This window comes from Nocardia wallacei, from assembly GCF_014466955.1.
GTDB lineage: Bacteria > Actinomycetota > Actinomycetes > Mycobacteriales > Mycobacteriaceae > Nocardia > Nocardia wallacei.
Window position 1 is genome coordinate 3,635,899 of the sequence record NZ_AP023396.1, and the last position, 16,150, is coordinate 3,652,048.

The following is a 16,150-nucleotide window of genomic DNA, read 5'->3' on the forward strand; positions in this document are numbered from 1 at the left end:
GAATCATAGGGCGTGGATCACGTCCTACGGCGGGTGCGTGCGCGCACCCGCCGCAGCGTCGTTCTTGAGGGCTCGAGGAGTTGCGTCAACAGCGGCAGAACGGAGTGATTGATGAGGTCATTGGCCACCGATCGTGTAGCCCAATGCTCTTCTGGCGAATTCTCAGCACAGCCCTTCGACCTGTCGCCCGCGCAGACCGCCATCTGGTACGCCCAGCAACTGCAACCGGACGTCCCGCTGACCGTCGCGCAGTACGTGGAGATCCACGGCGACCTCGACGTCGGCCGCCTGCTCTACGCCATCGAACGATTCGGCGCGGAGGCCCAGGTCGGCCAGGTGCGACTGCTCGAGATCGACGGTGTCCCGCAGCAGATGGTCGATCCCGCGCGGCGTCCGGGCTGGGCGCGGATCGACCTGCGGTCCGAGGCGGACCCGAAGGCGGCGGCGCTGCGCTGGATGAACGAGCACGCCAGCAGCCCCATGGATCTCGAGCGCGACCCGCTGACGACCAATGTCGTGCTGCGCCTCGGCGCCCGCGACTACATCTGGTACTCCCGCGGCCACCACATCGTCATCGACGGATACGGCGCGATGAACGCGCTCACCCGCACCGCGGAAATATACACAGCCCTGGAGAACCACACCGAGCCGGTCGCGTCGCGCGCCACGCCGCTGGCCGACATCTACGCCGGTGAGTCGAGTTACCGGGAGACCAGCCGTTTCCGGTCCGACCGCGAATACTGGACCGAGCAGCTCGCGGGCGTCGGCGCGCCGATGAGCCTGTCCACCACGGGAATCGCCGCCGCGCCGCCCGACACCGGCCGCCGCATCGCCGCTGCGGTGCTGCCCGCCGCGGTCGAGGCCGATCTGGCCGCCGCCACCGGTACCTTCGGGACACAGAATTCCACCTTGTTCGTCGCCGCGCTGGCCTGCTACGTGCGGGCGGCCACCGGCAACCCTGATGTGGTGCTGAGCCTGCCGGTCTCGGCGCGCACCACCGTCGCGCTGCGCCGCTCGGCGGGCGTGGTGTCGAACGTGGTGCCGATCCGCATCCGCTTCGACCCCGCCACCACCGTGCGCGACGTGGTGAAGGCGGCCGAGTTGCAGATCACCGGCGCGCTGCGGCACCAGCGGTACCGGCACGACGACATCCGGCGCGACTGCGGTTACTCGCGCGACTCCCGGGGCTTCTTCGGCCCGATGGTCAACATCATGCTGTTCCACAGCGAGTTGCGGTTCGGCAGCCTGGTGGGTTCGCTGAACGTGCTGTCCACCGGGCCGGTGGAGGATCTGTCGATCAACCTCTACAACGGGGCAGGCAACCGCATCCACGTCGATTTCGAGGCCAACCCTCAGCTGTACCGCGGCGCGGAAGTGGAGCGCCACCACGGCCGGTTCCTGGACTTCCTGGCCCGGATGCTCGCCGCCGACCCGGCCACGCCCGTCGCCGCCGTGCCCGTGATCACCGCGGCCGAGCGCGAACTGGTTGTGCGGGAATGGAATTCGACGGCCGTCGCGCGGCAGGAGGGCACGCTGGCGAGCCTGTTCGCCGCGCGGGCCGCGGCCTGCCCCCGGGCCACGGCACTCGAATTCGGCAGCGAGACAGTGTCCTACGGCGAGCTGCACGAGCGCGCCAACCGGCTGGCGCGCGTGCTCGTCGCGCGCGGCGCGGGCCCGGACACGGTGATCGGACTGGCGCTGCGGCGCGGTATCGACCTGCTGGTCGGCATGTACGCGATCGTGCAGTCCGGGGCCGCGTACCTGCCCATCGACCCCGATCACCCGGCCGAGCGGATCGGGCACATGCTCGACCAGGCCCGCCCGCTGTGCGTGCTCACCGTGTCCGGTGACGCCCGCGCGCTGCCGGATACCGTCGCACGCCTCGACATCGATACCGCCGAGACCGCCGCGGTGAGCCCACTACCCCTGACAGACGCCGAGCGCCGCGCGCCGTTGCGGCCGGACCATCTGGCCTATGTGATCTTCACCTCCGGCTCGACCGGCCGGCCGAAGGGCGTCGGGGTGTCGCACGCCGCGATCGTCAACCGGTTGCGGTGGATGCAGCACGCCTACCCGCTGGACGAGACCGACGTGGTGCTGCAGAAGACGCCCGCCACCTTCGACGTCTCGGTGTGGGAGTTCTTCTGGCCGTTGCAGATCGGCGCACGGCTGGTGATCGCCGCCCCGGACGGGCACCGCGATCCCGCCTACCTGGCCGCCCTGATCGCCGAGAAGGGCGTCACCACAGCGCATTTCGTGCCGTCGATGCTGTCGGTGTTCGTCACCGACACCGACGTGCGCGGGTGCACCGGCCTGCGCCGGGTGTTCTGCAGCGGCGAGGCGCTGCCCGCCGCCACGGTGCGCGACTTCCGTGCCGCCCTGCCCGGCGCGTCGGTGGAGCTGCACAACCTGTACGGCCCGACCGAGGCCGCCGTCGACGTCACCGCGTGGCAGTGCGTGGCGGCCGACGACAGCGTGCCGATCGGCGCACCGATCTGGAACACCCGCACCTACGTGCTCGACGAGTACCTGCGCCCGGTCCCGCCGGGGGTGACCGGCGAGCTGTACCTGGCGGGTGTGCAACTGGCCCGCGGCTATCTCGCCCGGCCGGGACTCAGCGCCGAACGGTTCGTCGCGGACCCGTTCGCCGAGGAGACCGCGGGCCGCATGTACCGCACCGGCGACCTGGTGCGCTGGCGGTACGCCGACGGCACGGGTGTGCTGGAGTACCTGGGCCGCAGCGACTTCCAGGTGAAGATCCGCGGCGTCCGCATCGAACTCGGGGAGGTCGAGGCGGCGCTGACGGCCGACGACCGGGTGGCCCGCGCGGTCTGCGTCGCCCACCGCGGGCCCGGCGGCGACGAACTGGTCGCCTACGCCGTCGCCGCCCCCGCCGCTGCGGTGCGGGCCGCCGACCTGCTGTCCGGACTGCGCCGCACGCTTCCGGGCTATCTGGTGCCCGCGCACCTGATCCTGCTCGACGAGCTGCCGCTGAGCCCCAACGGCAAGGTGGACCGCAACGCCCTGCCCGCACCGGAAACCGGCCCGCGCCGGGCGCCCGGCCCGGCTGCCGGACCGCGCACGGCGCTGGAACGGCAGCTGACGGCGATCGTCGCCGAGGTGCTCGGCGGCGACGAGATCGGTGTCGAGGACAGCTTCTTCGACCTCGGCGGCAACTCGCTGTCGGCGGCTCGCGTGGTGGCCCGCGTCAACAGCGGTCTCGGCGCCGCCCTGACCATCCGGGACCTGTTCGAGGCGCCGACGATCGCGGCGCTCGCCCTCCGGCTCGACGCGCACGGCCCCGACACCGCCTCCCCGGCCCTCGGCGCGGCGGCACGGCCCGAGCAGCTCCCGCTCTCGCTGGCCCAGCAGCGGCTGTGGATCCTGAACCGGTTCGCCGAGCATCCGGCGGCGTACAACATGCCGCTCGCCGTCGAACTCACCGGCCCGCTGGATATCGAGGCGCTGCGCGCCGGGCTGCTCGATGTGCTGGACCGGCACGAGAGCCTGCGCACCACCTTCCCTGATGCCCCGATCTCCACGGCGCCCAACGCTTTCCAGGGCCCGATGCAGCTCGTCCATCCCGCCGCGGAGATCCCGCTGACACTGGACCCGATCGACGCCACCGGCACCGACGCACTCGCCCTGGCCACCGAGTACGCCGGGTACGGGTTCGACCTGCGCAGCCAGGCCCCGATCCGGGTGGCGCTGTATGCCACGGGCCCCGAGACGCACCTGTTTCTCGTTGTGCTGCACCACATCTGCGGTGACGGCTGGTCCATCGCGCCGCTGGCGCGAGATCTCGTGACGGCCGTGGCCGCGCGGGCGGCGGGCGCCGCACCACGCTGGCGGCCGCTTCCGGTGCAGTACGCCGATTTCGCCCTGTGGCAGCGCGAACTGCTCGGCGACGAGAACGATCCCGCCAGCGCGCTGTCGCGGCAGCTGGCGTACTGGCGTGCCGCGCTGGCGGACCTGCCCGATCAGCTGGATCTGCCGATGGACCGGCCGCGCCCGATGCGGCGCGACGCGGCGGGCGCCACCGTCGAATTCGCCATCCCGGCCGCCACCCGCCGTGCGATCGCGGACCTGGCCGCCGAGCGCGGCGTGAGCACCTTCATGGTGCTGCACGCGGCACTGGCCACCCTGCTCGCGCGGCTGTGCCACACCACCGACATCGCGATCGGCACGCCCATCGCGGGCCGCTCCGATCCGGCGCTCGACGACCTGGTCGGCATGTTCGTCAACACTCTCGTGCTGCGCACGGCCGTCGACCCGGCCGCCGGGTTCGACCGCCTGCTCGACCGCGTCCGCGAAACCGATCTGGACGCCTTCGCCAACTCCGACGTGCCGTTCGAGCGGCTGGTCGAGATGGTCAATCCCGCGCGCGACGCCGGGCGGCACCCGCTGTTCCAGGTGATGCTGTCCTACGAGAAGACCCCGGAATTGCGCTTGGATCTGCCGGGTGTGGCGGCCCGGGTGCTGCCGATGGACATCGCGGTCGCCAAATTCGATCTGCAACTGACCGTGCACGAGCCCGAGGGCGACGACGACGGCCCGCTGACAGCCGAATTCGGTTACGCCACCGATGTTTTCGACGCGGACACGGTGTCGGCGCTGGCCGGTCGGTTCGTCCGGCTGATCACCGCCGCCGTGGCCGCCCCCGAGGTCCCGGTGGGCGATCTGGCGCTCCTCGACGCCCGCGAGACGGGCAGGCTGGTGCCGATCCAGGGCGCGCCCGGCGTGCCGCCGATCACGCTGGCCCGGCTGCTCGCCGAGACCGCCGAGCGGCTGCCCGACGCCGTGGCCGTGCGCTACCTCGGCCGCGACACCACCTACCGGGAGCTGGACGAGGCGTCGAACCGGCTGGCGCGCGTGCTGATCGAGAACGGCGCCGGGCCCGAGATGGTGGTGGCGATCGCACTGCCGCGCGGACTGGACGCCATCACCGCCGTGTGGGCGGTCGCCAAGTCCGGCGCGGCCTACGTGCCGGTCGACCCCGGCTATCCCACCGACCGGATCGCGCACATGCTCGCCGACTCCGGCGCCATGCTCGGCCTGACCGACACCGAATGCGTTGCCGCCATGCCGGATTGGCCGGTCCGCCGGGGGCGGCACCGCAAGCAGGACGTGGACTGGCTGCTGATGGACTCCCCGGAGCTGGCGGCCGCGACGCGGCGCTGCGCGGTCACCGCCGTCACCGATGCCGACCGCTATCACCCGCTGCGTGTCACCCACCCGGCGTACCTCATCTACACCTCCGGGTCGACGGGCACGCCCAAGGCGGTGGTGGTGACCCACGCCGGGCTGGCCTCCCTCGCCCACGAGCAGATGCACCTGTTCGGGGTCACCGATTCCGCACGGACACTGCACTTCTCGTCCCCGTCGTTCGACGCCTCGGTGCTGGAGCTGCTGCTCGGCTTCGCGGCCGGCGCTACCGTCGTCGTCGCACCCGCGGGCCTGTACGGCGGCGCGGAGCTGGCGCGGCTGCTGCGCGCGGAGCGGGTGACGCACGCCTTCATCACCCCGGCCGCGCTGGCCACCGTCCCACCCGAGGGCCTCGAGGAGCTGGAGGCGGTCATCGTCGGCGGCGACGCCTGCCCGGAGGAACTGGTGCGGACCTGGACGGCCGGGCACCGCATGCACAACATGTACGGCCCCTCCGAGGCCACCGTCGCGGCCACCGCGACCGGCCCGATGTCCGCGGACGCCGCCGTCCCGATCGGCCTGCCGGTGCGCGGCATGCGGCTGTTCGTGCTCGACGGCCGCCTGCACCCGGTGCCGCCCGGTGTCCCCGGCGAGCTGTATCTGTCCGGGCCGGGCCTGGCCCGCGGCTACCTCGGGCGTCGTGGCCTGACCGCGCAGCGTTTCCTCGCCAACCCGCACGGCCGCCGCGGTGAACGCATGTACCGCACCGGCGATCTGGTGGTGGCCGACCGGGCCGGGCTGCTGCGCTTCCTCGGCCGCGCCGACGACCAGGTGAAGATCCGCGGCTTCCGCATCGAACCGCGCGAGATCGACCATGTGCTGCGCGAGCACCCGGGGGTGCGGTTCGCGCTCACCGTCGTTCATCACGGCGAGCACGGAAACGCCCGGCTCGCTTCGTATCTCACCGGTGACGGCGGGCTCGATCCGGCGGCGGTGCTGGAGACCGCGCGCCGGCGGCTGCCCGGCTACATGGTGCCCGCCGCGATCACGGTGCTCGACGAGGTGCCGATCGGCCCGTCGGGCAAGCTGGACCGCAAGGCGCTGCCCGAACCCGAGTTCTCGACCGCGGGCCCGTCGCGGGCGCCTGGCACCGATCTCGAACGCCGCGTCGCCGACGTGTTCGCGGCGGTGCTGGGGCACCCGATGCCCGGCGCCGAGGACAGCTTCTTCGACGCGGGCGGCAACTCCCTGCTGGCCACCCGCCTGACCGCGGCGCTGCACGCGGAGTTCGGCGTCGACCTGCCGGTGCGCGCGATCTTCGAGGCGCCGACGGTCGCGGGCGTCGCCGCGCAGCTGGCGCGGGCCCCGCGCACCCGCCGGACGCCGCTGTCGGTGCGGACGCCGCGCCCGGACCGGGTACCGCTGTCGCTGCCGCAGCAGCGCGTCTGGTTCCTCAACCGCTACGCGCCCGAATCCAGCGCCTACAACATCGCTTTCGTGCTCCGCATCGACGGCGAACCCGACATCGGCGCGCTGCGCGCGGCGGTGGGCGACCTGATGGTCCGCCACGAGGTACTGCGCACGGTGTTCCCCGAGGCTACGGGCTCGCCCGCGGGAACCGCCGCCTCCGGCGCCTACCAGCGGGTCCTGGAGCTGGACCGCTGCCTGCCCGCGCTGGAGTCGGTCGACACCGACGAGCCGGGCGCGGAGGCGGCACTGCGCGAGCTGGCGCGGCGCGGGTTCGACCTGACCCGCGAGATCCCGCTGCGGACCACGCTGTTGCGCACCGGCCCGCGCCGCCACCTGCTCGGCATCGTGCTGCACCACATCGCCGCCGACGGCTGGTCGCTGATACCGCTGACCCGGGACCTGGCCGTGGCCTACACCGCCCGCCGCGGCGGCGCCGCCCCCGCGTGGCCGCCGCTGCCGGTGCAGTACGCCGATTTCAGCCTGTGGCAACGCGATTGCCTCGGCGACGAAGCCGACCCGACCAGTTCCGCCGCCGACCAGTTGTGGTTCTGGCGGGAGACGCTGGCGGACCTGCCCGAGGAACTGCCGCTGCCCTACGACCGGCCGCGCCCCACGCAGCCCACCCAGCGCGCCGGGACGGTCCGGTTCGAGGTGCCGGGCGAATTGCAGCGTGCGCTGGACGCGCTCGCCCGCAGCCAGGGCGTGAGCCTGTTCATGGTGCTGCGCTCGGCGCTGGCCGTGCTGCTGCGCATCACCACCGGCGGCCGCGACATCGTGATCGGCACCCCGGTCGCCGGGCGCACCGACCCCCAGCTCGACGACCTGGTCGGCATGTTCGTCAACACGCTGATGCTGCGCTCGGACGTCGACCCGGACCGCCGCTTCGTCGACCAGCTGCTCGCCGACCGCGACGGCGAACTGGCGGCGATGGCGCACGCCGAACTGCCCTTCGAGCGCATCGTGCAGGAACTGGGGCGCGGCGCCGGCGCCCTGCGCCCTCTGCTGCAGGTCGCGTTGACCGTGACGGACGGCCGGATCCCAGCGCTGGAACTGCCGGGCCTGCGGTTACACGCCGAGGAACTCGACATCGCCACCGCCAAGTTCGACCTGGAGCTGCGGGTGCGGCCCGAACCCGGCGCGCCGGACCGGACGTTCGAATTCGTCTACGCCGCAGAACTGTTCGACGCGCGGACGGTGCGTACCCTGGCCGACCGGTTCGCCATGGTGCTGGCCGCCGTGACCGCCGACCCGCGGATCCGGGTGCGCGACGTCGATGCCCGCACCGAGCGCGAGCGCACGCGGCTCACCCCCGCCCGCGGTCCGGTGCCGACCCCGCAGTGCAGTCTGGCCAACTACTTCATCGCCACCGCGCATCTGCATCCGCATCGCGTCGCCCTGCGCTCCGGCGCGGTCGAACTCACCTACGCCGAGGTCGACCAGTACTCGAATCGCCTGGCGCGGGCGCTGATCCAGCGCGGCCTGGGCGCCGGTGACCGGGTGGCGATGGGCCTCACCCGCTCCATCGAGTCGGTGGTGACGATGGTGGCGGTGGCGAAATCGGGCGCGGCGTTCGTCCCGGTGGACCCGAACTATCCGACCGACCGGGTCCGGCACATGCTGACCGACTCCGGCTGCGCGACCGGCATCACGCTGGCCGCCCACCGCGACCGGCTGCGCGCGGCCGCCGCGGGCGGGCGCGACACCCGCTGGCTGCTGCTCGACGATCCGGACATGATGGCCGAGATCGAGCGGCACGATCCGGCCACGGTCACCGACGCCGACCGGGTCCGCACGGTCTGGACCGCCGATCTGGCGTATCTGGTCTACACCTCGGGATCGACCGGCAAACCGAAGGGCGTGGCCGTCACCCACGCCGGGCTGTCCAACTTCGCCGACGAGATCCGCGACCGGATGCGCGTCGAACGTGATTCGCGCACACTGCATTTCGCCACCCCGAGCTTCGACGCGGCGATCTTCGATCTGCTGCTGGCCGTCGGGTCGGGCGCCACCATGATCATCTGCCCGCCCGATGTCTACGGCGGCGACGAGCTGGCGGAACTGATGGACCGCGAACGGGTCAGCCACACCTTCCTGACCCCGGCCGCGCTGGCCACCATCGACCACGAGCGCTGGCCGCTGCCGCACCTGAAGTCGCTGGTGGTCGGCGGCGAGGCGCTGAGTGCGGAGCTGGTGTCGCGCTGGGCGCCCGGCCGCCGCATGCACAACGGCTACGGCCCGACCGAGACCACCGTGGTCATCACCGCCACCGACCCGCTGCGCGCGGGCACGCCCATCACGATCGGCACCCTGTTCCGGGGCGCCCGCGCGCTGGTGCTCGACGAACGGCTGCGCCCGGTGCCGGTGGGTGTGCCGGGTGAGCTGTATCTGGGCGGTCAGGCGCTGGCCCGCGGCTACTTCGACCGATTCGCGCTCACCGCGGCCCGGTTCGTCGCCGACCCGTACGGGCCCGAGGGCGCCCGCATGTACCGCACCGGCGACGTGGTGCGCTGGAACGACCACGGCGAGATCGTGTACCTGGGCCGCACCGACCACCAGGTCAAGATGCGCGGCTTCCGGATCGAACTGGACGAGATCAGCGAGGTGCTCACCGCGCATCCCGCGATCCGCTTCGCGCACACCGAGGTTCGCCGGATCGCGGGCACCGACCGGATCGTGTCGTTCGTGCAGCCGCTCGACGCCGCCGCACTCGACCTCGACGGGGTGCGCGAGCACGTCGCGCGACATCTTCCCGCGCACATGGTTCCGAGCAGTCTCACCGTGCTCGACACCATCCCGCTGACACCGGTCGGCAAGCTGGACCGCGCCGCACTGCCGCAGCCGCGGCTGCTGGGCACCGCCTCTCGCGAACCGGCGACCGCCTCCGAACGCCTGGTCGCCGGTGTGGTGGCCGACCTGGTCGGCGCCGAATCGGTCGGCGCCGACGACAACTTCTTCGAGGTCGGCGGCAACTCGCTGCTCGCCACCCAGTTGGTGGCGCGCCTGGCCGCGGCCACGGGGACGCGGCTGGAGGTGCGCGCGGTCTTCGCCACCCCGACCGTGGCCGCGCTGGCCGCCCGGCTGGACAGCGGCCCCGGCGCCGACGGCACACCCGAACTGGCCCGGCGCACCCGGCCGCAGCGGGTGCCGCTGTCGGCGGCGCAGCGGCGGCTGTGGTTCCTGGAGCGGTTCAACGACTCCGGCGGCGACGAGATCGCGGGCGTCTACAACGTCCCCGTCGCGCTGCGGCTGCGCGGCGCGCTCGACATCGCGGCCCTCGAGGCCGCCCTGCACGCGGTGCAGCGCCGCCACGAGACCCTGCGCACCGTGTTCCCCGAACTCGAGGGCGAGCCCTTCCAGCACGTCCTCGATCCGGCCGCGGCCGCCGCGCCACTGCCCGTCACCGCGCTCGCCGAGGCGGACGTGGCGGCGGAGGTCCGCCGTTTCGCCGCCGCCGGGTTCGATCTCGCGACCACGGTCCCGGTGCGGGCGCGACTGCTGCGCCTCGCCGCCGACGACCACGTGCTGGTGCTGGTCGTCCATCACATCGCCATGGACGGCTGGTCGCTGGAGCCACTGGCCGCCGACGTCGCCACCGCCTACCGCGCGCACGCGGCGGGCGCTGCGCCGCAGTGGCCGGACCTGCCGGTCCAGTACGCGGATTACACACTGTGGCAACGCGATACGCTCGGCAGCGAGGACGATCCCGACTCGACGGCGAGCCGCCAGCTCGACTACTGGCGCCGCACCCTCGACGGACTGCCCGAACTGCTGACCGTGCCCGCCGACCGTCCCCGCCCGCCGGTGCCCAGCTACCGCGGCGGCACGGTCGACTGCGAGATCGACGCGCGGACGCACCGCGAACTGCGGGCGGTGGCCGGGCAGCACGGCGTCACCATGTTCATGGTGCTGCACGCCGCACTGGCGACCCTGCTGCACCGGCTGACCGCGGGCGACGACATCGCCGTCGGCACCCCGATCGCCGGGCGCGGTCACCCCGCACTGGATCCGATGGTCGGCATGTTCGTGGGCACCCTGGTGCTGCGCACCCGCATCGACGGCGGCGCCTCCTTCGCCGACCTGCTGCACGCGGTGCGCGACACCGACCTGGAGGCGTTCGCGCACGCAGACGTGCCGTTCGAGCGGCTGGTCGAGGTGCTCAATCCGGCCCGCTCGCGATCGCATCACCCGATGTTCCAGGTGATGCTGTCGGTGCGGAACCAGCCGGTGCGCGTGCTGGAGTTGCCGGGCCTGCGCATCGAGGCCGCCGGCGCCGACCCGGGCATCGCCAAGTTCGATCTGCAGTTCACCCTCACCGAGTCGTGGCGGTCCCCGGCCGGGGAGCGGGAACCGGGCGGCATCACGGTGTCGGTGAACTTCGCCCGCGACCTGTTCGACGACGCGACCGCCGCGGCGCTGGGCCGGAGGTTCGCGCGGCTGCTGACCGCGGCGGCCGCCAATCCGGCGCTGCCCGTGGGCGATCTGGAACTGCTCGACGCCGCCGAGTGGTCCGGCCTGGCGCCGGTGCGTGGACCGGCCGCCGATCGTCCCCGCACCTTCCCGGAGGTGTTCGAAGCGGCGGTCGCGGCCGACCGCAAGGCGGTGGCCGTGCGCGCGGGTGACACGCAGATCACCTACGACGCCCTCGACCGGTGGACCAACCGGCTGGCCCGGGTACTCATCGGGCTGGGCGTCGGCCCGGAAACCCTGGTGGCGCTGGGCATTCCGCGGTCCGCGGAGTCGGTGGCGGTCACCCTGGCCGTCGCCAAGGCGGGCGCGGCGTTCGTGCCGGTCGACCCGAACTACCCCGAGCACCGCATCCGCCACATGCTCACCGATTCCGGTGCGGCCCTGGGCATCACGCTGTCGGCGCACCGGGAACGGATGCCCGACGGCACGCGGTGGACGGTGCTCGACGCACCGGCGTTCCGGCGGCGGGTGCTGCGCGCCTCCGACGCGCCGATCACGGCGGGCGAGCGGCTCGGCACGTTGCGCACCGACAACCCGGCCTACGTCATCTACACCTCCGGGTCGACCGGCGTCCCCAAGGGCGTGGTCGTCACCCACGGCGGCCTGTCCAACTTCGCCGCCGAGACCGCGCAGCGCTTCGACGTGCGGCCCGGCTGCCGCATCCTGCATTTCGCCACGCCGAGCTTCGACGCGGCGATGCTGGATCTGCTGTTCGCGCTGGGCGGCGCCGCCACCCTGGTGATCACCCCGCCCGGGGTGTACGGCGGCGCCGACCTGACCCGGGTGCTGACCGAGGAACGCATCACCCACGCCTTCATCACCACGTCCGCGCTGGGCACCGCCGACCCGGCCGGGGTCACCGAGCTGCGGCACGTGCTGGTCGGCGGGGAGGCTCTGCCGCCGGACCTGGTGGCCAGGTGGGCGCCGGGCCGCAACCTGCACAACGTCTACGGCCCGACGGAGACCACCATCGTCACCGTCATCTCACCGCCGATGACGCCGGGCGGGACCATCACCATCGGCGAGCCGATCCGGGGCGTGCACGCGGCGGTACTGGACTCCCGCCTGCACCCGGCGCCGGTCGGCGTCACCGGTGAGCTGTATCTGGCCGGTCCGGCGCTGGCCCGCGGCTACCTGCGGCGGCCGGGCCTGACCGCGCAGCGGTTCCTGGCCAATCCGTTCGGCAAACCGGGCGAACGGATGTACCGCACCGGTGATCTGGTGCGGTGGATCGACCGGGCCGGGCATCGGGAGCTGGAATACGTCGGCCGCACCGACCACCAGGTGAAGATCCGCGGTTTCCGGATCGAACTCGGCGAGATCGACACGGCCCTGGCCCGGCACCCGGACGTGGAGTTCGCCACCACCCTCGGCCACCGCACCCCGGCCGGGGCGACCGCGCTGGTGTCCTACGTCAAGCCCTACCCGGGGCGCACGCCGACACCGGCCGCGCTGCGGGCCCACACCGCCGAGCTGGTGCCGAATTACATGGTGCCGCAATCGATCACGCTGCTGGACCGGCTGCCGCTCACCCCGGTCGGCAAACTCGACCGCACCGCCCTGCCGGAGCCGGTCTTCGGTCCCCGCACCGGCTACCGGGCCCCGGCCACCGCGACCGAGACGGCACTGTGCAGGGCCTTCGCCGACGTGCTCGGCGTCGACACCGTGGGCGCCGACGACGGGTTCTTCGAACTGGGCGGCAACTCGCTGCTGGCCACCAAGGTGGTCGCGCAGCTGCGGGCGGCGGGCATCGAACTGCCGGTGCAGGTGATGTTCGGCGAGTCGACCCCGGCCGCCATCGCGCGCCGGCTGGCGGACTCGGCGGGTGACGCGCTGGCGCTGGCGCTCGAGCCGCTGCTGCCGATCCGGCCGGTCACCGATTCCGGTGCGGCGCCGCTGTTCTGTGTGCATCCGGCGATCGGGCTGGCCTGGTGCTATTCGGGCCTGCTCGCGCATCTGCCCGCCGACCGTCCGGTGTACGGCCTGCAGGCCCCGCACGTCAGCGGCGGCGACGACCACAACTCGCTGGCCGAGGCCGCGAAAGACTATGTGGCACAGATCAGGTCGGTCCAGCCGGAGGGGCCGTACCACTTACTGGGCTGGTCGCTGGGCGGCCTGATCGCGCAGGAGATGGCGGTGCAGTTGCAGCGGGCGGGGGAGCGGGTGGCGCTGCTGGCCATGATGGACAGCTATCAGCTCTCCGACGAATGGCTCGAGCACGCCATCCCCGGCGTCGCCGACATCATCGGCGAGTTCGGCAGCGATCTGCTCGGCGGCGACCACGCCGTCGACCCGCGGCTCACGCTGCACGACGCCGCCGACCTGCTGCGCAACCGGCCGGGCCCGTTCGCGGCGCTCACCGTCGAGCACCTGCAGCGCCTCTACACCGGGTACGCCAACGGCGCGGTGCTGGCGCACGGCTTCCGGCCCCGCATGTTCGACGGCGATCTGTTGTTCTTCACCGCCGCCGACGACGAGATCAACCGCGCCGACCCGGCCCGGTGCGCCGCGGCCTGGCAGCCGTTCGTCACCGGCACGGTCGAGGAGTGGAAGGTGCGCTGCCGCCACTCCGGGATGACCACCCCGGAGGCGCTGGCGATCATCGGCCCGGCACTGCGGGAACGCCTGGGCGACAGCACCGTTGGCGGCGGCACGGCGCCGCACGACGCAGGAGCCGACGACGCGAAGGAGGATCGGGTATGAGTCTGGCGGTGGAGGTCGGCGGCCTGGTCAAGTACTACGGCCGGGTGCGCGTCCTCGACGGGATCGATATGGACGTACCGGCGGGCACCGTGATGGGCCTGCTCGGCCCCAACGGCGCCGGCAAGACCACGACCGTGCGGATCGTGACCACGCTGCTCGCGCCGAGCGCGGGCACCGTGCGGGTCGCGGGGGTGGACGTGCTGCGCGATCCGGCCCGCGCCCGCACCCGCATCGGGCTGTCGGGACAGTACGCGGCGGTCGACGCGAATCTGTCCGGGTTCGAGAACCTGCGCATGGTGGCCCGGCTGTACGGCATGTCGCACCGGCAGGCGGCCGAGCGCGCCACCGAACTGCTGTCGGCGCTGGGTCTCGAGCATGCCGCGGACCGCCGCGCGGGCACCTACTCCGGTGGTATGGCCCGGCGCCTGGATCTCGCGGGCGCGCTGGTGGCGCGGCCGGCGGTGGTGGTGCTGGACGAGCCGACCACCGGCCTGGACCCGCGCGGGCGGCTGGACATGTGGCGGGTGATCGGCGATCTCGTCGACGACGGCACCACCGTGCTGCTCACCACCCAGTACCTGGAGGAGGCCGATCTGCTGGCCGACCGCATCACCGTCATCGATCGCGGGCGGGTGATCGCGCGCGGCTCGGCCGACGAGCTGAAGACCGCCATCGGCGGAGACCGGCTCACGGTGACGCTGGCCTCCGGTCAGGACCCGCGGCCCGCGCTGTCGGTGCTGGCCCAGGTCGGTGTCGGCGAGCCCGCGCACGAGCCGGGCAGCGAGCAGGTGTCGGTGGTGGTGGGTGAGGGCTCGCGGACCATGGTCGAGGCGTTGCGCCGCCTCGACGACGCCGGGGTGTGCGTACTGGACGCGGACGTGCACCGGCCCAGCCTCGACGATGTGTTCCTGTCGCTGACCGGCACGCCCGCCGCGACTGCCGCCGAATCCGAGAAAGCCGATGTAGCAGAGGAGATCATGTCGTGAAGACCGCCCAGCTCGACGCGGATTCCGTTGCGGAGCAAGCCGATCCGGCGCCGGAGCCGGCCGGCCGGGCACCGGAGCGCGGCGTCGCCGAGATCGCCGCGCCGGTGCGGGTGTTCCGCGACAGCGCCATCGTCGCCTACCGCAACCTGGTGACCATCCTGCGCGTGCCGACATTGCTGGTGACGGCGACCATTCAGCCGCTGATGTTCGTGTTCCTGTTCGCCTACATCTTCGGCGCGTCGCTGGGCGGCAGCCAGTACCGCGAATTCCTGCTGGCGGGCATCTTCACCCAGACCGTCGCCTTCAACGCGGCGTTCACCACCGTCGGGCTGGCCAACGATCTGCAGAAGGGCATCATCGACCGGATGCGGACCCTGCCGATGTCGCGCCTGGCGGTGCTGATGGGCCGCACCCTGTCGGATCTGATGGTGAACGTGCTGGCGCTGGCGGTGATGGTCGGCTGCGGCTATGTGGTCGGGTGGCGCATTCACGGCGGAATGGTGGACGCCGCACTGGCTTTCGGGGTGATCCTGCTGTTCGCGTTCGCGATGTCGTGGGTGGGCGCGCTGACCGGGTTGCTGTCGCCGAGTGTGGAGGTGGCGCAGAGCGCCGGGCTGATCTGGCTGTTCCCGCTGACCTTCATCTCCTCGGCGTTCATCTCGAGCGAGACGCTGCCCGGTCCGCTGCGCACGATCGCGGCCTGGAATCCGATCACCGCGGTGGCCGCCGCGGGCCGGGAACTGTTCGACAACGGCGCGCCGCCGTCGTTCGCGCCGCCGCACGGCTGGCCCGCCGATCACTGCGTCGCCTACGCGGTCGCCTGTTCCCTGGCGATTCTCGCGGTGGCCGTGCCGCTGGCGTTGCTGCAATATCGCAAGGTCGCCAGTCACTGACCGGTAGTACGCGAATGCCCCCTCGGTCCCGGACCGAGGGGGCATTCGTTCGTCGCGGGATCAGCGCCCGCGACGGGTCTTGAGCAGCTCCAGGCGCTCCTGCAGCAGCTCCTCCAGTTCGTCCTTGGACCGGCGCTCCAGCAGCATGTCCCAGTGGGTGCGCGGGGGCTTGGTCTTCTTGGGCTCCTGGGTGGTGCCTTCGATCAGGATGCCTTCCTGGCCGTTGCGGCACAGCCAGGTGGGTGGGATCTCGGCGTCGTCGGCGAAGGGAACGTCGAATTCCTCGCCGTTGTCGGTCCGGTACCGCGCCACCCGACGCGGCGCCAGGTCGTGGTCGCGGTCGGTCTCGTAGCTCACCGCTCCGAGCCGGCTGCCTCGGAGTACGCGATCTGCCATGGTGTGCGGTCCTCTCTAGCCTGTCGGCAACGCTCCTACAGGTGTAGCAACGCGCGACGGCATACTTCAGTTCCCGGCGACGGTCAACCC

At 72.5% G+C, this 16,150-nt stretch carries 4 protein-coding genes; 3 read left to right on the forward strand and 1 reads right to left on the reverse strand.

What is annotated here, in order from left to right; genetic code table 11:
• Positions 1-111 precede the first annotated feature (111 nt).
• The 3 genes from NWFMUON74_RS16125 to NWFMUON74_RS16135 all read left to right on the forward strand — a co-directional run bounded on the left by NWFMUON74_RS16125 (position 112) and on the right by NWFMUON74_RS16135 (position 15,664).
• Positions 112-13,785, forward strand: coding sequence for a non-ribosomal peptide synthetase (locus tag NWFMUON74_RS16125; protein WP_187688591.1), 13,674 nt, complete (start codon positions 112-114; stop codon positions 13,783-13,785).
• Positions 13,782-14,771, forward strand: a complete 990-nt coding sequence (locus NWFMUON74_RS16130) for an ATP-binding cassette domain-containing protein (RefSeq protein ID WP_187688592.1) — start codon at positions 13,782-13,784, stop codon at positions 14,769-14,771. Before NWFMUON74_RS16125 ends, NWFMUON74_RS16130 begins: the two co-directional genes overlap by 4 nt.
• A gap of 110 nt (positions 14,772-14,881) precedes the next feature.
• Positions 14,882-15,664: an ABC transporter permease gene (locus NWFMUON74_RS16135; RefSeq protein WP_187689201.1), complete on the forward strand. Its 783-nt coding sequence runs from the start codon at positions 14,882-14,884 to the stop codon at positions 15,662-15,664.
• Between the two features lie 60 nt (positions 15,665-15,724).
• Here NWFMUON74_RS16135 and NWFMUON74_RS16140 read toward each other — a convergent pair whose 3' ends face one another.
• Positions 15,725-16,060: an RNA polymerase-binding protein RbpA gene (locus NWFMUON74_RS16140; protein ID WP_187688593.1), complete on the reverse strand. Its 336-nt coding sequence runs from the start codon at positions 16,058-16,060 to the stop codon at positions 15,725-15,727.
• Between the last annotated feature and the right edge of the window lie 90 nt (positions 16,061-16,150).

Coding starts and splice junctions, on each gene's coding strand:
- NWFMUON74_RS16125 (WP_187688591.1), top strand. CDS start 112: ATGAGGTCATTGGCCACCGATCGTGTAGCCCAATGCTCTTCTGGCGAA.
- NWFMUON74_RS16130 (WP_187688592.1), top strand. CDS start 13,782: ATGAGTCTGGCGGTGGAGGTCGGCGGCCTGGTCAAGTACTACGGCCGG.
- NWFMUON74_RS16140 (WP_187688593.1), bottom strand. CDS start 16,060: ATGGCAGATCGCGTACTCCGAGGCAGCCGGCTCGGAGCGGTGAGCTAC.